Annotated in this window: 18 protein-coding genes; 16 read left to right on the top strand and 2 right to left on the bottom strand. The window is 69.7% G+C overall.

What is annotated here, in order from left to right; translation table 11 throughout:
- Window positions 1-78: 78 nt before the first annotated feature.
- Complete coding sequence (locus tag AB6807_RS17150; protein ID WP_371085506.1) at window positions 79-1,209, bottom strand: hypothetical protein; 1,131 nt, start codon at window positions 1,207-1,209, stop codon at window positions 79-81.
- Between the two features lie 49 nt (window positions 1,210-1,258).
- On the opposite strand from AB6807_RS17150, the gene ilvA reads away from it, so the two are divergent.
- Entirely contained in the window at window positions 1,259-2,893 is a 1,635-nt protein-coding gene (gene ilvA / locus AB6807_RS17145) for a threonine ammonia-lyase, biosynthetic (RefSeq protein ID WP_371085645.1), read from the top strand.
- 48 nt (window positions 2,894-2,941) lie between these two features.
- On the opposite strand, the gene AB6807_RS17140 is transcribed toward ilvA, so the two are convergent.
- A complete protein-coding gene (locus tag AB6807_RS17140) occupies window positions 2,942-3,544 on the bottom strand; it encodes a hypothetical protein (protein WP_371085505.1) in 603 nt (200 codons plus the stop codon).
- A 50-nt stretch (window positions 3,545-3,594) separates the two neighbouring features.
- Between AB6807_RS17140 and gspG the strand changes: the two genes are divergently transcribed.
- The 15 genes from gspG to AB6807_RS17065 all read left to right on the top strand — a co-directional run bounded on the left by gspG (window position 3,595) and on the right by AB6807_RS17065 (window position 19,041).
- The gene (gene gspG / locus AB6807_RS17135) at window positions 3,595-4,035 is read left to right on the top strand and encodes a type II secretion system major pseudopilin GspG (RefSeq protein ID WP_116912274.1); all 441 of its coding nucleotides are present in this window, start codon (window positions 3,595-3,597) and stop codon (window positions 4,033-4,035) included.
- Window positions 4,010-4,522, top strand: coding sequence for a prepilin-type N-terminal cleavage/methylation domain-containing protein (locus tag AB6807_RS17130; RefSeq protein WP_371085504.1), 513 nt, complete (start codon window positions 4,010-4,012; stop codon window positions 4,520-4,522). Before gspG ends, AB6807_RS17130 begins: the two co-directional genes overlap by 26 nt.
- Entirely contained in the window at window positions 4,519-4,932 is a 414-nt protein-coding gene (gspI, locus tag AB6807_RS17125; protein WP_371085503.1) for a type II secretion system minor pseudopilin GspI, read from the top strand. The genes AB6807_RS17130 and gspI overlap by 4 nt, the downstream gene beginning before the upstream one ends.
- A complete protein-coding gene (locus AB6807_RS17120; protein ID WP_371085502.1) occupies window positions 4,932-5,624 on the top strand; it encodes a type II secretion system protein J in 693 nt (230 codons plus the stop codon). The genes gspI and AB6807_RS17120 overlap by 1 nt, the downstream gene beginning before the upstream one ends.
- Window positions 5,621-6,607, top strand: coding sequence for a type II secretion system minor pseudopilin GspK (gspK, locus tag AB6807_RS17115; RefSeq protein WP_286513456.1), 987 nt, complete (start codon window positions 5,621-5,623; stop codon window positions 6,605-6,607). Before AB6807_RS17120 ends, gspK begins: the two co-directional genes overlap by 4 nt.
- Before the next feature lie 126 nt (window positions 6,608-6,733).
- Window positions 6,734-7,951 (top strand): type II secretion system protein GspL, encoded by a 1,218-nt coding sequence (gene gspL, locus AB6807_RS17110; RefSeq protein WP_371085501.1) that lies wholly within the window; start codon window positions 6,734-6,736, stop codon window positions 7,949-7,951.
- Window positions 7,948-8,496 (top strand): type II secretion system protein GspM, encoded by a 549-nt coding sequence (gspM, locus tag AB6807_RS17105; protein WP_371085500.1) that lies wholly within the window; start codon window positions 7,948-7,950, stop codon window positions 8,494-8,496. Before gspL ends, gspM begins: the two co-directional genes overlap by 4 nt.
- A gap of 25 nt (window positions 8,497-8,521) precedes the next feature.
- Window positions 8,522-9,340, top strand: a complete 819-nt coding sequence (gspN, locus tag AB6807_RS17100) for a type II secretion system protein N (protein ID WP_371085499.1) — start codon at window positions 8,522-8,524, stop codon at window positions 9,338-9,340.
- A 5-nt stretch (window positions 9,341-9,345) separates the two neighbouring features.
- Window positions 9,346-11,646 carry a type II secretion system secretin GspD gene (gene gspD / locus AB6807_RS17095; protein WP_286513462.1) on the top strand — a complete coding sequence of 767 codons (2,301 nt, stop codon included), beginning with the start codon at window positions 9,346-9,348 and terminating at the stop codon, window positions 11,644-11,646.
- 28 nt (window positions 11,647-11,674) lie between these two features.
- A complete protein-coding gene (locus AB6807_RS17090) occupies window positions 11,675-13,072 on the top strand; it encodes a GspE/PulE family protein (protein WP_286513465.1) in 1,398 nt (465 codons plus the stop codon).
- Between the two features lie 21 nt (window positions 13,073-13,093).
- Window positions 13,094-14,332, top strand: coding sequence for a type II secretion system inner membrane protein GspF (gene gspF / locus AB6807_RS17085; protein WP_116912284.1), 1,239 nt, complete (start codon window positions 13,094-13,096; stop codon window positions 14,330-14,332).
- A 37-nt stretch (window positions 14,333-14,369) separates the two neighbouring features.
- Window positions 14,370-15,269 (top strand): 5'-nucleotidase, encoded by a 900-nt coding sequence (locus tag AB6807_RS17080; RefSeq protein WP_371085498.1) that lies wholly within the window; start codon window positions 14,370-14,372, stop codon window positions 15,267-15,269.
- A 370-nt stretch (window positions 15,270-15,639) separates the two neighbouring features.
- On the top strand, window positions 15,640-15,825 hold the full coding sequence (locus AB6807_RS17075; protein ID WP_371085497.1) for a hypothetical protein: 186 nt from the start codon (window positions 15,640-15,642) through the stop codon (window positions 15,823-15,825).
- A gap of 14 nt (window positions 15,826-15,839) precedes the next feature.
- Window positions 15,840-18,083 carry a phosphocholine-specific phospholipase C gene (locus AB6807_RS17070; protein ID WP_371085496.1) on the top strand — a complete coding sequence of 748 codons (2,244 nt, stop codon included), beginning with the start codon at window positions 15,840-15,842 and terminating at the stop codon, window positions 18,081-18,083.
- A gap of 55 nt (window positions 18,084-18,138) precedes the next feature.
- Window positions 18,139-19,041: a LysR substrate-binding domain-containing protein gene (locus AB6807_RS17065; RefSeq protein WP_116912288.1), complete on the top strand. Its 903-nt coding sequence runs from the start codon at window positions 18,139-18,141 to the stop codon at window positions 19,039-19,041.
- Window positions 19,042-19,051: the final 10 nt, after the last annotated feature.

The following is a 19,051-nucleotide window of genomic DNA, read 5'->3' as shown; positions in this document are numbered from 1 at the left end:
ATGCTGGCTCGCGCCAGTTCGAATCTGCAAAGACCCAAGTCGCCCGGTGCAAGCCGGGCGGCTTTTTGTCCGTTGCGTTCAGCTCAACCGGCCGCGCCGGCTCTGCAGCAACCCCACATTCATTTCTCCGCTCAACACCGATGCGTAGAAACGTTCGACCATGTTGACGCTCGTGCGTGCGTTGCGCGCCAAGGTCAGCATGTCGATGCCCTGCCCGTACAGCAGCCGCAGCGTGATCGCGGTGTGCCGCAGGCAATAGAGCGTCCTCGCCTGGCCCAACGGCCCCTTGGCGAGCCCCGTCTTCTCGAGCACCCAATGAAAGAAGAAGTTGAGCACGGCCAGTGCGTGCTCTCGGTTCTTCAGGTGCGGCATGAAGATGTAGTCGTCCGGCGCGCCATGCCCGTGCTCGCGGCGGTAGTCGAGCAAACATTCATACACGCGCACGGCAGGACGAAGGCTCACGATGGGCTGGCTGTGGCGCTTGGTCTCCGGCAGGTTCATGCGCAGGTAGACGTGCTTGCTGCGCACCACCTCGATGTGCTTGTGCTTCATGAGCTTGATGTCGCTCGGCCGCACAAAGGTGTTGACCATCCAGCGAATCAGCCACGGCAACTCGTCGGGCATCACGAGCAGTTCCCGTGCAATCCAGAAGCGCTCGCCCGCGCTCAGTCGATCGAGCACCGGATGCGCGTGCCCACGCAAGCTGCGCGCGGTTCCGATGATCGTTCGGTACTCCGCCACGCTGAAGCTGCCGCGCGGTTGGCTGCGCACCTTCACTTTTGGAAATGTCGGCGCAACGAGCAACACACCGGTGTGCACGCCATGCATCACCACCTTGCGCAACAGCACCAGGTACTGCGCGATCGTCGTGCTGGTGAATCCCTGGTCGCCGAGGTGATCGATGAGGCGCTGCGCATCGGTCGTTGCGAACAACTGCGCCTGCACATCGCCGAGCAACGGAACGATGTGCGCACGCAGTCTGTTGCCCATCACTTGCCACGTCGGCCGCCCAATTTCTTTTCTCTGAACGCGCGCGGCCTCCGCTTGCATCAGGCCTTTGGAAAGATCACTGACAGAAATTGATAACAGTTTTTGCTCAATCGTAATTTGATTGGCAGGTTGAAGAACTGCGGGATAGACACGTTCCAAAAATCCCGAATCATTTGCAGCCGGGGTACTTTTAAATAGGTTTATGACATTTGTGTCCATGTCATACCCGCATGCAATCCCGATGCCTCTTATCATCGATGGTTAGCAACTGAAAACTCCCTTGGAAAAAATCGTGCGCAATGCACCTGTTACTCCGGCGCTGACGCCCGCCGACTATCTCAGAAAAATTCTCAACGCCCGGGTGTACGACGTCGCTGTCGAGTCCGCGCTGGAGAAGGCGCGCGCACTCAGCACCAGGCTCGGCAACACCGTTTTGCTGAAGCGCGAAGACCAGCAACCGGTGTTCAGCTTCAAGCTGCGTGGTGCCTATAACAAGATGGCGCATCTCAGCGCGGAGCAATTGGCGTGCGGCGTGATTTGCGCTTCGGCCGGCAATCACGCGCAAGGCGTTGCATTGGGTGCGCGCAAACTCGGCACGCGCGCGGTCATCGTGATGCCGGTGACCACGCCGCGATTGAAGATCGATGCCGTGCGCGGTTTTGGCGGCGAAATCGTGCTGCACGGCGACAGCTATTCAGACGCTTATGTGCATGCGCTCGAATTGCAGGCACAGCAGAACCTGACCTTCGTGCATCCCTTCGACGACCCCGACGTCATTGCGGGCCAGGGCACGATCGCGATGGAAATCCTGCGCCAGCACCAGGGCCCGCTCGATGCCGTGTTCGTCGCGATCGGCGGCGGCGGGCTCATCTCCGGCGTGGCCAACTACATCAAGGCCGTGCGTCCCGAGATCAAGGTCATCGGCGTGCAGATGAACGACTCCGACGCGATGATGCAATCGGTCGCGGCGCACCAGCGCGTGAACCTCAACGACGTCGGCCTGTTCTCGGACGGCACCGCGGTGAAGCTGGTGGGCGAGGAAACCTTCCGCATCGCCAGCGAGCTGGTGGACGACTACATCGCCGTCGACACCGATGCCGTGTGCGCCGCCATCAAGGACGTGTTCGTGGACACGCGCAGCATCGTCGAGCCGGCGGGCGCGCTGGCGGTCGCGGCCATCAAGCAGTACGTGGCGCAGCACGGCCGCCAGGGCGAGACCTACGCGGCCATCCTGTGCGGCGCGAACATGAACTTCGACCGGCTGCGCTTCGTGGCGGAGCGCGCCGAGGTCGGCGAGGAACGCGAGGCGCTGTTCGCCGTCACCATTCCCGAAGAGCGCGGCAGCTTTCGCCGCTTCTGCGAGCTGGTCAGCGAGATGCCCACGCGCGATGCCGAAGCCGCCGCAACCAGCGGTGCGACCGGCGTCATTGGCGGCGCGCTGCGCAACGTGACCGAATTCAACTACCGCATCAGCAACGCCGCCAAGGCGCACGTGTTCGTCGGCCTGACGACCTCGCAGCGCGGCGAGTCGGCCACCATTGCGCAGACCTTCAACGCGCACGGCTTCGACGCGCTCGACCTCACGCACGACGAGCTCGCCAAGGAGCACCTGCGCCATCTGGTCGGCGGGCGCACCGGCCTCGCGCACGACGAGCGCCTGCTGCGCTTCGTGTTCCCCGAGCGTCCGGGCGCGCTGCTCAAGTTCCTCAGCCTGATGAAGCCCAACTGGAACATCAGCCTGTTCCACTACCGCAACCAGGGCGCCGACTACGGCCGCATCCTGGTCGGCTTGCAGGTGCCGACCGGCGAGTCGGCGGCCTTCGACGCCTTCCTCGAAACGCTGGGCTACCCCTACGTCGAGGAAACCGCCAACCCCGCGTACCGGCTGTTCCTGCAGGCCTGAAAAGACAGAAGCCGGCGCAAGGCCGGCTTCTGTGGTGGTTCTTTTCGCCTACTGCGCGGGACCCGAAGTCCCCTGCGGCGGCGGTGCCACCACCGCCGGCATCATCGCCGGAGGCAAGCCCGCAGGCTGCGGCGCGCTCATCGACACGGGCGGCGGCGACGCCACGGTCGGCAAGGCCGGCGGCACGCTCGTCACGCTGATCGGCGCACGCACCGGCAGCTGCAGCGTGAAGGCTGCGGGCCCATCGACCTGCGCGCCCAGCGTCGCGGAGCGCAGCCCCACCGACTGCAGCACGTAGTTGTCGCCGACCCTGGAGCCGACGCGGAAGGGGCGCGGCGCCTTGCCGTCGATGGCGATCAGCGCGGCGCCCTGCTTCGACGGGTCCGCCACCACGCCCGACAGCGCGAAACGGCTGGCGGCCTCGGGCGTCAGCGGCGCCGTGCTGGACGCAGGCAGCACGCCCAGCAACCGCGCCACCGCATCCGAATCGGCCGACACCGACGGCGCAGGCATGGTCGCGGCGGCTGCGACCATGTCCGCCGGAGACGCCAGGCGCAACGCCCAGAACACCGCGGCACCGGCGGCCAGCGCCCAAAGCCCCGTCGTTGCAAGTGGGGCATGCCAGCGGGCGGCGGAGTAAGGACTTGTCATGGGCGCGGATTATCATGCAGCGCGCTTTCCGAATCATGTCCGTCGAACCTATGAACAAATTCCTTCGTGCCGCCACCCGCACCGCCCAACGCGGCTTCACGCTGATCGAACTGATGGTGGTGCTCGTCATCATCGGCGTGCTGGCGGCGCTGATCGTGCCGAACGTGATCGAACGCGCCGACGATGCCCGCGTGACGGCCGCGCGCACCGACATCAACAACCTCATGCAGGCGCTCAAGCTGTACCGCCTGGACAACCAGCGCTACCCCACCGCCGAGCAGGGCCTGCAGGCGCTGCTCACGCGCCCGAGCGCCGGCCCCGCCGCCCCCAACTGGAAGCCCTACGTCGAGAAGCTGCCCAACGACCCGTGGGGCCATCCCTACCAGTACATGAACCCGGGCATCAAGGGCGAGATCGACGTGCTCTCCTTCGGCGCCGACGGCCAGAGCGGCGGCGAGGGCAAGAATGCCGACATCGGCAGCTGGCAGTAGCGGCCCGGGCGCGCCGCGCCAGAACCCACACCCCCGGCATCTTCTTCTTAGCGCACGCGGCTTCACGCTGCTGGAGCTGATCGTGGTGATCGCCATCATCGCGATCGCCACCGCCGCGGTGAGCTTCGCCATGCGCGACACCAACGCCGCCAAGCTCGACCGCGAAGGCGACCGCCTGGCGGCGCTGCTCGAATCGGCCCGTGCGCAGTCGCGCGCCAGCGGCGTCGTGGTGCGATGGCGCCTGGTGGAAGGCGGCTTCGTGTTCGACGGCCTGCCGGCCGACGCGCTGCCCACCGGCTGGGCCGCAGAAGGCATCACCGCGCAGGCGCTGCTCGCCAGCGGCGCGCAAGTTCCGGGGCTGCAGCTCGGCCCCGACCCGATCATTGCGCCGCAACAGGTGCTGCTGTATTCCGCCGGCCCGCCCGCGCGCGTGCTGCGCGTGGCCACCGACGGGCTGCGCCCCTTCACCGTGTCCGCCGTGCAATGACCACGCGGCGCACTTCTGGTTTTGCTCTTACTGTCGCTGCGTCGTCGCGCGCGGCCCGCGGCCGCGGCTTCACGCTCATCGAGGTGCTGATCGCGCTGGGCATCGTCGCGCTGGCGCTGGCGGCCGGCTCTCAGGCCACCATGTCGCTCACCCGCAATGCACAGCGCCAGTCCGACCTGGTGCTGGCCGAGCTGTGCGCTGAAAACGAACTGGCCAAGGCCCGGCTCTCGCGGCAGATGCCGGCGGTGGGCGACTCGGGTTCGATCTGCCCGCAGGCGGGCGCGTCGTTCAACGTGACCACTTCGACCTTTCCCACGCTGAACCCGAACTTCCGCCGTGTCGACGTGCAGGTGCGCGACGAGACCGACGCGCCCATCCTGCGCATCTCGACCGTGGTGGGACGCTACTGATGCCGCGCGCCACGCCAGCCACTTCGCGCGGCTTCACGCTCATCGAGCTGCTGGTCGCCATCTCGGTGATGGCGCTGCTGTCGCTCGTGAGCTGGCGCGGGCTGGAGGCCATGTCGCGCGCCACCACGCAGAACCAGCAGCGCGCCGACGCCGTGCTGACGCTGCAGACCACGCTCGCGCAATGGGGCGCCGACCTCGACGCCGTGACCACGCTGGCGCAGACCCGCCCGATCGACTGGGACGGTCGCGTGCTGCGGCTCACGCGGCGCGGCAGCGACGCCAGCGCGCCCTCGGTGCTGGTGGTGGCCTGGACGTTGAAGCAAGGCCCCGACGGCGTGTACTGGCGGCGCTGGCAGTCGCTGCCCTTCACGACGCGCGGCGAATGGCAGCAGGCCTGGAACATGGCCGCCGCATGGTCGCAGGACGGCGGCGCAGGCCCGGCCGGCGGCTACAGCGACGTCACGCTGGTGCCCGCCAGCAGCTGGCAGCTCTACTTTTTCAGAGAGAACACCTGGGTGCCGGCGAGCCAGTTGCCCACTGTCGCCGCCACGCCCAACAACCCCTCCGGCCCGGTCGTGGCCATGCCCGACGGCGTGCGCCTCGTGATCACGCTGCCGCCCGGCGACGGGCTGTCGGGCACCCTCACGCGCGACTGGGTCCGCCCGACCGTCGGCGCGCCCCGAACCTCATGACGAAGACAAGCAAGCGCCAGTCCGGCGCCGCCCTGCTGGCCGCCATGCTGACGGTGATGCTGGTCGCCACCTTCTCGGCTGCCGCGCTCTGGCAGCAGTGGCGCGCCGCCGAGATCGAAAGCGCCGAGCGCGCGCGCGTGCAGGCCGCCTGGGTGCTGGTGGGCGCGCTCGACTGGTCGCGCCTCATCCTCGGGGAAGACGGCCGCGCCGGCGGCTCCGACAACCTGACCGAGCCCTGGGCCGTGCCGCTCGAGGAGGCCCGCCTCACCACCTTCCTGTCGGCCGAGAAGAACGTGGCCAGCGACAGCGTCGAGGGCCTGCCAGACGCGTTCCTGTCGGGCCGCATCATCGATGCGCAGTCCAAGCTCAACGTGCTGTCGCTGGTCGACGCGGGCAAGCCGATACCCGCCAGCGTGGCGACCTTCACCCGCTTGTTCAACACGCTGGGCCTGCCGGTGGCCGAACTCACCCGCATGACCGCCGGCCTGGCCAGCGCGCTCGCCACGGGCAGCGGCACCGACGGCGGTGGCGACGGCGACTCTGGCGCCGCGCCGCTGATGCCGCAGGAAGTCTCGCAGCTGGTGTGGCTGGGCCTGTCGCCCTCGACCGCCGCGGCGCTGGAGCCCTACGTGACGATCCTGCCCGTGCGCACCACGCTCAACCTGAACACCGCGAGCGCCGAGGCCATCAGCGCCAGCATGGAGTCGCTCAACATCGCCAGCGCGCGCCAGCTGGTGGCGCGGCGCACCAGCACCTTCTTCAAGGACATCGCCGCCGCCAACGCCGCGCTGCCCAGCGGCAGCGCGCCCTTCAACGCGGCGCAGCACGGCGTGGGAACCAACTACTTCGAGGTGTACGGCCGCCTGCGGCTGGACCGCACGTACGTGGAAGAACATTCGCTCCTACAGCGCAACGGTGTCACGGTGACGACGATCTGGCGCACCCGCGGCGCCGGCGCAACGAACTCTACGGTCAAACCCTGATTTCGGTGCACTGTTTGTAAACAAAAAGCCTTCCAACGCCCGTCACATCTGCGCTGTACGCTATCGAAAGAAGAGCGCCCGCCTGTAAGACGCCCACCTACAATCACCGGCTTTTCCCAGATCGACATGACCCCCCTGCTGCTCCTTGCCCCCCTCCCCCCGGCCGATGCCGCGGGCGAGTACGACTGGGCCCAGGCAGGCGACGACGGCATTGCGTTGCGCAACCAAGGCCGCGCGCTGCTGGCGCTCCTGCCATCGAGCACCGAAGTCATGCTCGGCATTCCCTCGGCGGCGCTTTCGTGGCACCGCGTCACGCTGCCCAAGGGCAGCATGGGCAGCGCCTCGAAGCTGCGCGCGGTGCTCGACGGCCTGCTCGAAGAGCACCTGCTCGACGAGCCCGAGAGCCTGCACTTCGCCCTCGAGCCCGACGCCAAGGCCGGCGTGCCGGTGTGGGTCGCGGCCTGCAACCGCATCTGGCTGCGCAGCGTGGTGCAGGGGCTGGAGGCCGCGGGCCGCCGGGTGGTGCGCATCGTTCCCGAGTTCGCGCCGCAACCGGCCGACGCGCCCCCGCTGCTGTTGGTCACGGGCGAGCCCGAACTGCCGGTGCTCACGGTGTGCGACGCCGACGGCGTGGTCTCGCTGCCGCTGGCCGGCGCGGGCTTGGCGCTGTCGGGCGGCCTGCCGCTGGACACCGCCGTCATCACCACCGAGCCAGCCGTGGCCGAGGCTGCCGAGCACCTGCTGGAGCGCCGCGTGCCCATCGTGCAGGCGCCGCAGCGTTGGCTCAACGCCGCGCGCACGCCGTGGGAGCTGGCGCAGTTCGACCTGGCCGCCACGGGCCGCGCGCGCGCCGGCAAGAAGTTCGCGTCCGTGTTGCAGACGCTGCGCTACGCCTCCGAGTGGCGCGCCGCGCGCTGGGGCGTGGTGGTGCTGTTGCTGACCCAGCTCGTCGGCCTGAACGCGTGGGCCTGGAAGGAGCGCAATGCGCTCGAGGCCAAGCGCCAGGCAGCCAAGGCCGTGCTGACCCAGACCTTTCCGGCGGTGAAGATCGTCATCGACGCGCCGCTGCAGATGCAGCGCGAGGTCGCGGCGCTGCAGCAGGCCGTGGGCGACGTGGCCGGCAGCGATTTCGAACCCATGGTCGGCGCGCTCGCCACCAACCTTCCGCCGGGCAAGGTGCCCAGCGCCGTCGACTACAGCGCCGGCCAGCTGCGCTTGCGCGGCCTGGGGCTGCAGCCTTCCGAGGTGTCGCAGATCACCGGTGCCATGGCGCCGCGCGGCTACAGCGTGCGCACCGAAGGCGACCTGCTCCTGGTGCAGGCACAGGCAGAGGCCGCCCGATGAACTTCAGCGAGCAACTCAAGGCCCGCTGGGCCGCCCTCGAGGCGCGCGAGCGCCGCCTGGTCATCGCCGCCGCCACGCTGGTGGCGCTCGCGCTGCTCTGGTGGATTGCGCTTGCGCCCGCGCTGCGCACGCTGAGCGCGGCGCCGGCCGAGCACGCGCAGCTCGACGCGCAGCTGCAGCAGATGGCCACCTTGCAGAACCGCGCGAAGGCGCTGCAGTCGCAGCCGCGGCTGAACCGCGACGACGCGCTGCGCGCCCTGGAAGCCTCGGTGCGCGACGGCCTCGGCGCCGGCAACGCCCAGCTCATGACGTCCGGCGGTGACGGTGCCGCCACGGTGTCGCTGCGCGCCGCGCCCGCGCCCTCGGTCGCCCAGTGGTTGGCACAGGCTCGCGGCAACGCGCACGCGGTGCCGCGCGAGGTGCACCTGACCCGCGCGCCCACCGCCGCACCGACGTCGCCGACCGTCCCCGGCAAGGACGCGTCGAAGCCCCCGGTGGTGCGCTGGGACGGCACTGTCGTCATGGCGCTGCCCGCCGCGCGATGAACGCCATCGCGATGAACGCCACCCCATGGTGACCCGCGCCCCCCTCTCCGAGCCCAAGCCGCGGCGCGGCTGGCGCTGGGCGCTGCTCGGCCTGGCCATCGGCGTGCTCGCGGCCGTGGTGCTGTTCGCGCCGGCGCGCTGGCTGTCGGCCGCGCTGTCGGGCTGGACGCAGGGCCGCCTCGTGCTGGCCAACCCGCGCGGCACCGTGTGGAACGGCACCGCCGCCGTGGTGTTCGCCAACGGTTCCGGTAGTTCAGCAGGCGTGAACGGCGCGCAGGCGGTGTCGCTGCCCGGCGTGCTGCACTGGCGCATGCGTCCGGGCTGGGGCGGCATCTCCGCCAGCCTCGACCTTGCCTGCTGCGCCGCGCAACCTATCGAGTTGCGCGCCAGCCCGCGCGCCGGCGGCCTGCTGCTCACCTGGCAGGACAGCCGCTCGCGCTGGCCCGCCACCATGCTCACCGGCCTGGGCGCGCCCTGGAACACGCTCAAGCTCGAAGGCGCGCTCGACCTCAGCACCAAGGCCTTCGCCATGCAATGGGACGGCCCCGCGCTGCGCATCGCCGGGCAGGCCACGCTCGACGCCACCGATGTTTCTTCCAGCCTTTCGACCCTGCGGCCGATGGGCAGCTACCGCCTCACGCTCGACGGCGGTCCCCGGCCCACGCTGCTGCTGAGCACGCGCGAGGGCAGCCTCGAGCTCAACGGCAGCGGCAGCTGGAACGGCACCTCGTTCCGCTTCAACGGCGAGGCCAGCGCCGCGCCCGGCCGCGAAGACGCACTTTCCAATTTGTTGAACATCATCGGGCGGCGCGACAACGCGCGCTCGATCATCACCCTGGGTTGATCCTCATGATGAAGCCACTGTTTTCGACCGGCACCGTCGCACTCGCCGTGCGCGTGCTGATCGCCGCCACCTTCCTGCAGGCCGCGCCCGCGGTGTTCGCGCAGACCGGCGACGCGCCGCGCCGCGGCGAGCCCATCACGCTGAACTTCGCCAATGCCGACATCGAGGCCGTGGCGCGCACCATGGCGGTGGTGACGGGGCGCGACGTGGTGGTCGACCCGCGCGTGAAGGGCACCATGAACCTGGTGACCGACCGCGCCATCCAGCCGGCGGCGGCGTTCAACCAGTTCGCCTCGGCGCTGCGGCTGCAGGGCTTCGCGGTGGTGGAGGCCGACGGCCTGTACAAGGTGGTGCCCGAGGCCGACGCCAAGCTGCAGAGCAGCACCGTCAACACCTCCATCGGCGCCGTGTCCTCCAGCGGCAGCAACCAGATCGTCACGCAGATCTTCAGGCTCAACTACGAGTCGCCCAACAGCCTGCTGCCGGTGCTGCGCCCGCTGATTCCGCCGAACAACACCATCAACGTGAACCCGGGCAACAACTCGCTCGTGATCACCGACTACGCCGACAACATGCGCCGGCTGGCGCGCATCATCGCGTCGCTCGACGTGCCCAACGCGTCCGACATCGAGGTCATCCAGCTCAAGCACTCGATCGCCACCGACATGGTGCCGCTGGTGCAGCGGCTCATCGACGGCGGCGGCGCGGGCGCGCCCGGTGCGGCGGCAGCCCCGGGCGCCAGCGACGCGTCGTTCCGCACCACGCTGATGGCCGACCCGCGCAGCAACTCGCTCATTCTTCGCGCGGCCAACCCGGCGCGCGTGAGCCTGGTGCGTTCGCTGGTCGACAAGCTCGACCGCCCCGCCGCCGAGAGCAGCAACGGCGCGGCCGGCAACATCTACGTGGTCTATCTGAAGAACGCCGACGCCGTGCGCCTGGCCGCCACGCTGCGCGCCGCCATGGCGGCCAACCAGATCAACACCACCCAGGGCGGCGCGGCCGGGGCCGGTGGCGCGGCGCAGCCGCAGGCACAGAACGCCTTCGCCCAGCAGGCGCAGCAAACGGCCTTCGGCGGCGGCCAGAACAGCGGTTCGCCGCAGGCCTCGGCGCCGCTGAACAACGCCAACCAGCCCTCCACCGGCGGCCAGATCCAGGCCGACCCGAGCACCAATTCGCTGATCATCACCGCGCCCGAGCCGCAATACCGGCAGATGCGCGCCGTGATCGACCGGCTCGACGGACGCCGCGCGCAGGTGATGATCGAGGCGCTGATCGTCGAGGTGAACGCCACCAAGGCGGCGAACTTCGGCGTGCAGTGGCAAAGCGCGCTGGGCAACAACGCGGTGATCGGCACCAACTCCAGCCTCACGGGGGCCAACATCCTGGCGCTCACGCAGGCCATCGCCACCCGCAACGCGGCCGGCATCAACCTTCCCACCGGCCTGAACCTCGGCATCGCGGGCAAGGTCGGCGGCCAGTACATCCTGGGCGCCATCGCCAACTTCTTCAGCAGCGACAACGACGCCAACGTGCTCTCGACGCCCAACCTGCTGACGCTGGACAACGAAGAGGCCAAGATCGTCATCGGCCAGAACGTGCCCTTCCCCACGGGCTCCTACGCCAGCACCTCGGGCTCGGTGGGCATCAACCCCTTCACCACCGTGGAGCGCAAGGACGTGGGCCTCACCCTGCGCGTGCGCCCCACCATCAACGAGAACGGCACCGTGAAGATGCAGATCTTCCAGGAGATCTCCAACGTGGCCGCCGGCACCACCACCGACCCGAACGGCCCCACCACCAACAAGCGCTCGCTCGAGTCCAGCGTGCTGGTGGAAGACGGCGGGCTCGTCATGCTGGGCGGGCTGCTGTCGGACACCTACGGCAACTCCATCGAGAAGGTGCCGCTGGCCGGCGACATCCCGGTGGTGGGCAACCTGTTCAAGAACGAGACCCGCAAGCGCGAGAAGAACAACCTGATGATGTTCCTGCGCCCGGTGGTCATGCGCGACGCGAACTCCACCGAAGCCTTCGCCTACGACCGCTACGACCAGATCCGCGGCCTGCAGCAGGCAACCCAGCCCAACACCGACAACGTGATGCTGCGCAACGTGAGCGCCGCGCCGGTGCTGCCCGCCACGCCGCCGCTGGGCGCCGCCAGCAACCGCACCGGCGGCCTGCGCGAGGAAGGCACCCAGCTGATCCCGCCGCCCGCGCTGCCCGCCGACAACCGCAAGCTGGCCCCCAGCCCCCTGCGCGGCGCCCTGCCGCCCACGGCCGACCCCGTGAGCGCACGCGAACTGCCCTGACCCCGCGAATTGCCTTGATACTGCCCTGATGTCCAGCCGCTACCCCCTGCCCTACGCGTTCGCACGCAGCCAGCAACTGCTGCTCGAGGAGACCGACGACGGCCGCTACACGCTGTGGATGTCCTCGCACCCCGCGCGCAGCGCCGTGGGCGAGGTGGCGCGCAAGTACGGCGTGCAGGCCTTCGAGGTGCTGGCCGACGCCGCGCTCGCGCAGCGCATCAGCGCGGCGTACTCGCAGGGCGAATCCAGCGCCGCCGCGGTGGTGAGCGAGGTGCAGAACGACGCCGACCTCTCTCGCATGATGCAGGAGCTACCTGCGGTCGAAGACCTGCTGGCCAGCGCGGGCGACGCGCCCATCATCCGCATGCTGAACGCGCTGCTCACGCAGGCCGCGCGCGACGGCGCCAGCGACATCCACATCGAGCCCTACGAGCGCACCTCGTCCGTGCGCTTTCGCATCGACGGCACGCTGCGCGAGGTGGTGCAGCCCAACCGGGCGCTGCACGCCGCGCTGATCTCGCGGCTGAAGATCATGGCCGACCTCGACATCTCCGAGAAGCGGCTGCCGCAGGACGGGCGCATCAGCCTGCGCATCGGCACGCGTGCGGTCGACGTGCGGGTATCGACGCTGCCCAGCGCGCACGGCGAACGCGCCGTGCTGCGCCTGCTGGACAAGAGCGAATCCAAGCTCACGCTCGAGTCGGTGGGCATGCAGGGCGACACGCTGGACCGGTTCGAGAAGCTCATCTCGCAGCCGCACGGCATCATCCTGGTGACCGGGCCCACGGGCTCGGGCAAGACCACCACGCTGTACGCCGCGCTGGCCCGGCTGGACGCCAGCCGCAGCAACATCATGACGGTGGAAGACCCCATCGAGTACGAGCTGCCGGGCGTGGGCCAGACGCAGATCAACGCCAAGATCGAGCTCACCTTCGCCAAGGCCCTGCGCGCCATCCTGCGCCAGGACCCGGACGTGATCATGATCGGCGAAATCCGCGACTTCGAAACCGCGCAGATCGCCATCCAGGCCTCGCTCACCGGCCACCTGGTGCTGGCCACGCTGCACACCAACGACTCGGTCAGCGCCGTCACGCGCCTGACCGACATGGGCGTGGAGCCCTTCCTGCTGAGCTCGTCGCTGCTGGGCGTGCTCGCGCAGCGCCTCGTGCGCAAGGTGTGCACGGTGTGCGCCGGCGCGGGCTGCGAGGTGTGCGGGCAAACCGGCTACCAGGGTCGCACCGGCATCTTCGAGCTGCTGGTGGCCGACGAGACCGTGCAGGGCCTCATCCACGGCAAGGCGGCCGAGAGCGAACTGCTGCAGGCCGGCGCACGCGGCGGCCTGCGGCTGATGCGCGAAGACGGCGAGCGGCTGGTGCAGGCCGGCGTCACCTCGCGCGCCGAGCTGCTGCGCGTCACGCGTGACTAGCGCCCCCCGCGCAAGACCGCCATGCCCGCCTATTCCTTCGAAGCCATCGATGCCACCGGCCAGTCGCGCGAAGGCGTGCTCGAGGCCGACACCGCGCGCAGCGCACGCAGCCTGCTGCGCGCGCAGGCGCTCATTCCGCTGTCGGTCAAGCCGGTCGGCAGCGACCACGTCAACGGCACCGGCCAGCGCAGCAGCCTGAGCCGCTGGCTGGGCGGCGGCAAGCGCGTCTTCAACTCCACCGGCCTGGCCGTGTGGACGCGCCAGCTCGCGGGCCTCGTGTCTTCGGGCCTGCCGCTGGAACGCGCGCTCACCGCGCTCACCGACGAAGCCGAGTCCGAGCCCCAGCGCAACCTCGTCGCCTCGCTGCGCGCCGAGGTCAACGCGGGCTCGCCCTTTGCGCGCGCGCTGTCGGCGCACTCGCGCGAGTTCTCGCCCATCTACACCGCCGTGATCGGCGCCGGCGAGCAAAGCGGCAACCTGGGCCTGGTGCTCGACCGCCTGGCCGACGACCTCGAGGAGCGCCAGGCGCTGCAGCAGAAGCTGGTCGGCGCGGCGCTGTACCCGGCCATCGTCACGCTGGTGGCGATCGTGATCGTGATCTTTCTCGTGAGCTACGTGGTGCCGCAGGTGGCGCAGGTGTTCGCGGGCACCAAGCGCTCGCTGCCCTTCCTCACCACGGTGATGCTGTCGCTGAGCGCGGGCGTGCGCAACTACGGCTGGTGGATGCTGGGCGCGGTGGTGCTCGCCGCCGCCGGCGTGCGGCTCGCGCTGGCGCAGGAGGCCTTCCGCCTGAAGTTCGACGCCGCCTGGCTCAAGCTGCCGCTGGTGGGCAAGCTGGCGCGCGGCTACAACGCGGCGCGCTTCGCCAGCACGCTGGCCATGCTGGCCACGGCCGGCGTTCCCATTCTTCGCGCGCTGCAGGCTGCGGCCGAAACGCTCAGCAACCGCGCCATGCGCGCCGATGCGCTCGACGCGCTGGTGCTGGTGCGCGAAGGCGCGCCGCTGGCCTCGGCGCTGGCGCAGAAAAAGCGCTTTCCGGGGCTGGTGTCGATGTTCGCGCGCCTGGGCGAGCAGACCGGCACGCTGCCGCTGATGCTGCAGCGCGCGGCCAATCAGCTGGGCGCCGAAGTGCAGCGCCGCGCCATGCACCTGGCCACCATCCTCGAGCCGCTGCTGATCGTGGCGATGGGCGGCGTGGTGATGCTCATCGTGCTGGCGGTGATGCTGCCCATCATTCAACTGAATCAATTCGTCAAGTGAGGCACGGCCTCGCTTCACGCACCCTGGAGCACGCGACATGCCCGTGACGCTCGAAGACAAGCTGGTGGTCGCGATCTCCTCGCGCGCCCTGTTCAACCTCGAAGAAGAAAACAAGGTCTTCGACGCCGGCGACAACGAGGGCTACATGAAGCTGCAGCTCGACCGCATCGACGTGCCGGCGGCGCCGGGCATCGCCTACTCGCTGATCCGAAAGCTGCTGCGCTTCAACGACGACGGCGTGCAGCGCGTGGAGGTGGTGATCCTGTCGCGCAACGATCCGGTCTCGGGCATGCGCATCTTCCGCTCCAGCACGGCGGCCGACATCAAGCTGCAGCGCGGCGTGTTCACGCAGGGCCGCCCGCCCTTCGGCTACCTGCGCCCGCTGCGCGCGCACCTGTTCCTGTCGGCCAACGCGCAGGACGTGCGCGAGGCGCTGGGCGCGGGCTTTCCGGCCGCGCGCGTGCTGGTCGAGTCGGTGAAGGCCAGCGACGCGTGGCCCAACGAAGTGCGCATTGCCTTCGACGGCGACGCCGTGCTCTTCAGCGACGAGGCCGAGCGCGTGTTCCAGGCCGAGGGGCTCGACGCCTTCCAGGCGCACGAGCTCAGCAAGGCCGACCTGCCCCTGCCCGAAGGCCCGTTCAAGCCGTTGCTGATGGCGCTGCACCGCCTGCAGATGGCCGGCAACGCGCAGATGCGCATCCGCACCGCGCTGGTCACCGCGCGCAGCGCGCCGGCGCACGAGCGCGCCATCCGCACGCTGATGAAGTGGAACATTCGCGTCGACGAGGCCATGTTCCTCGGCGGCCTGCCCAAGGGCGAGTTCCTGCGCGAGTTCGAGCCCGACTTCTTCTTCGACGACCAGACCGGCCACGTCGACGCGGCCTCGCGGCACGTGCCCGCGGGGCACGTCAGCAGCGGCATCAGCAACGAGCCCTGAACTCGCGGCGCGGCGCCACGCCGCACCTGACCGGGCGCTTATGCACGCGCTCGCTCATGCGCCCGTTCATGCGCCTGTTCATGTGCAAGCGCATGTGACAGTTCCCTTGCATGTCATCGCCGCTTCATCGCAACGTCACGCGCTCTCCCTAGTCTTGCCTTCTGTCCGGTGCGCGGTGCCCTTCGCGGCGCCGTGGGTCGTGGGTGCGGATCGCCTGGTCCCGCACTGAACGACATCGCGCCGGACGGCCTCGGCGCGCGCGAATTTCCGTGCATGCCCTGGGAGCGACCACTCGCCCGGCGGCATCGACGCGGCGCGGCGGGTACCCGCGCTCTTCGAAGAAAACAACGACTCGAGAGGATCAGACCCCATGCATATTCCATTCACGGGCGCGCGCAGCGTGCCCACGCTCCTGCTGGCCTGTGCGCTGTCCGCCTGCGGCGGCGGCTCGGGCGGCGGCTTCTTCGGTGGCACGCCCACCGCGCCCGCGGCGCCTGCCGCACCCGCCACGCCGCCCGGCACCGGCGCGGCCCCCGTCAAGAGCTGCGCGCCATGACCAGGGGCCCCGCCATGAACTCCCGCCGCAAATTCCTCACTGGCACCGCCACCACGGGCGCCGCCGCGCTCGCGCTGACCGCGTTTCCGCCCAGCATCCGCCGCGCGCTCGCCATTCCGGCCAACAACAAGACCGGCACCATCAACGACGTGGAGCACATCGTCATCCTGATGCAGGAGAACCGCAGCTTCGACCACTACTTCGGCACGTTGCCCGGCGTGCGCGGCTTCGGCGACCGCTTCACCATTCCGCTGCCGGGCGGGCGCAACGTGTGGCAGCAAGCCGACGACGCCGGCAGGCTCGTCATGCCCTACCACCTCGACCAGTCCAAGGGCAACGCGCAACGCGTGAGCGGCACGCCGCACACCTGGAACGACAGCCAGGACGCATGGGACGGCGGGCGCATCTCGCAATGGCCGCGCTACAAGACCGACGCGGCCATGGGCTACTTCATGGAGGCGGAGCTGCCGTTCCAGTTCTCGCTGGCCAACGCCTTCACGCTGTGCGACAGCTACCACTGCGCCATGCACACGGGCACCGACGCCAACCGCTCCTTCCACCTCACCGGCACCAACGGCGCCACCGCCCAGGGCGTGGCCTACGTGAACAACGAGTGGGACTGGCTCGACGGCACCGCCGCCGCGGTGAACACCGGCTACACGTGGAAGACCTACGCCGAGCGGCTCGAAGACGCCGGCGTGCGCTGGATCTGCTACCAGAACATGCCCGACGAATGGGGCGACAACATGCTCGGCGCGTTCCGCCAGTTCAGGGCCGCCAACCGCGCGTCGCCGTTCCCCGTGTCCAGCGGGAACATGAACAAGCCGTACTCCAACAGCGGCCAAGCGGTGCCCTACCACGCGTACGACGCTGCCAGCGACAACCCCGGCAACCCGCTGTACAAGGGCATCGCCAACACCCTGCCAGGCAGCAAGCCCGAGGAATACCTCGACGCCTTCCGCAAGGACATTCGCGAGGGCCGCCTGCCGCAGGTGAGCTGGATCAACGCGCCTTCCATCTACTGCGAGCACCCGGACCCCTCCAGCCCCGTGCAGGGCGCGTGGTTCCTGCAGGAAATCCTGGACGCGCTCACCGCCGTGCCCGAGGTGTGGAGCAAGACCGTGCTGCTGGTCAACTTCGACGAGAACGACGGCTACTTCGACCACGTGCCCTCGCCCTCGGCGCCCTCGCTCGGCGCCGACGGCAAGCCCGCGGGCAAGACCACGCTGGCCGACGCCGACCTGGCGCACGAGTACTTCACGCAGCCGCCGCCCGCCGGCAGCAGCAAGCAGCCCAAGCCCGACGGCCGCGTGTTCGGCCCCGGCCCGCGCGTGCCGATGTACGTCATCTCGCCGTGGAGCCGCGGCGGCTGGGTCAACTCGCAGGTGTTCGACCACACCTCGGTGCTGCGCTTCATCGAGGCGCGCTTCGGGGTGAAGGAAACGAACATCTCGCCATTCCGCCGCGCGGTGGCCGGCGACCTGACCAGCGCCTTCAACTTCGCCACGCCCAACGGCGAGGCCCTGCCTTCGCTCGCCGGCCGCCAGAACCGCGGCCAGGCCGACCAGCTGCGCAAGGACCAGGAGGCCTTGACGGCCGTGCCGCTGCCGCTCGACCCGCAGCTGCCGCGCCAGGGCACCGGCACGCGGCCTTCGCGCGCACTGCCCTACGAGCTGCACACCAGCGCCAGGGCCGACGCCGTCGGCCGCACGGTGCAGCTGCTGTTCTCCAACACCGGCAAGGCCGCGGCCGTGTTCCATGTGTACGACCGGCTGCACCTGGAACTCAAGCCGCGCCGCTACATGGTGGAAGCAGGCAAGGGGCTGGACGACACGTGGACCCCGGCGGCCGGCGACAACGGCCTGCACGACCTGTGGGTGCTCGGGCCCAACGGCTTTCATCGCCACTTCAAGGGCAACCTCGACACGCTGCGCGCGGGCGACGCCGCAAGGCCGGAAGTGCGCGTGTGCTACGACATTGCCAACGGCAACGTGTACCTGAGCATGCGCAACGACGGCAAGGCGGCGTGCAAGTTCACCATGTCGGCCCAGGCCTACCGCACCGACGGCCCGTGGACCGCCAGCGTGAGCGGCGGCGCCAGCGTCGACCAGCACTGGGTGCTGGCCGACAGCGGCCAGTGGTACGACCTTGCCGTCACCTGCGACGCCGACCCGGCCTACTACCGCCGCTTCGCCGGCCGCGTGGAGACCGGCAGGCACACGGTCAGCGACCCGGCCATGGGCTTGCCCGCGCCCTGAGGCCGCATGCATGATCCCCCCGCGCTCCGCACCCTGCGGCGGCGCGGGGGAACTCATGCACGCCAAGGTCATTCGCTATTTCGTCGAGGTGGTTCGCGCGGGCTCAATCCGCAAGGCGGCCGAGCAGCTGCACGTGGTGCCCACGGCGGTCAACCGGCAGATCCTCAAGCTCGAGGAAGAACTGGGCGCGCCGCTGTTCGAGCGCATCCACAACACGCTCAAGCTCACGCCCGTGGGCGAAATCGTGCTGGCGCACGCGCGTGGCACGCTGCGCGAGTTCGACCTGGTGCGCCAGCGCATCGAGGCCGTGCGCGGCCTGCGCCAGGGCGAGGTCACGCTGGCCACCACCGCCGGGCTGGCCGATGCCTTCCTGCCCGGCGTGGTGCAGCGCTTTCGCGCGGCGCACCCAGGCATCCAGCTCAAGCTGCTGGGCCTGCCCATCGCGGCGGTGCTGCGCAGCGTGAGCGAGGGCGACGCCGACCTGGCGCTGGCCTACGACGTGCCCGCCACCGCGGGCTTTCGCACGCTGTTCGCCAGCGAGTGGCCGATCGGCGCGGTCGTGCCGCCGGGCCATCCGCTCACCGCGCACGCCAGCGCGGTGCTGGCGGAGTGCGTGGGCTACCCGCTGATCCTGCCGGCGCCGTCGCTGTCGATCCGACCCATCCTCGACGCGGCCTTCGGGCGCTCGGCCATCAGCGTGTCGCCGGTGGTGGAAACCACCTCCACCGCGCTCATGCGCCGGCTGGTGCGCGAGGGCGGCGGCATCACGCTGCTCAACCGGCTCGACGTGGACGAGGAGCGGCAAGACGGCTCGCTGGTCTTCGTGCCGCTGCGCGACGCCACGCTGCGCGCGCAGACGCTCACGCTGGAGACCCGCGCCGCGCAGCCGCCCAGCCCCGCGGCCGAGCTGTTCGCGAACCACGTGGTGGCCTGCCTCGACGACTTGCTGGCGCCGTAAGCAGGCCGTG

This window comes from Variovorax sp. RCC_210 (genome assembly GCF_041355175.1).
Classification (GTDB): domain Bacteria; phylum Pseudomonadota; class Gammaproteobacteria; order Burkholderiales; family Burkholderiaceae_C; genus Variovorax.
This window is presented reverse-complemented; position numbering and strand designations above follow the sequence as displayed.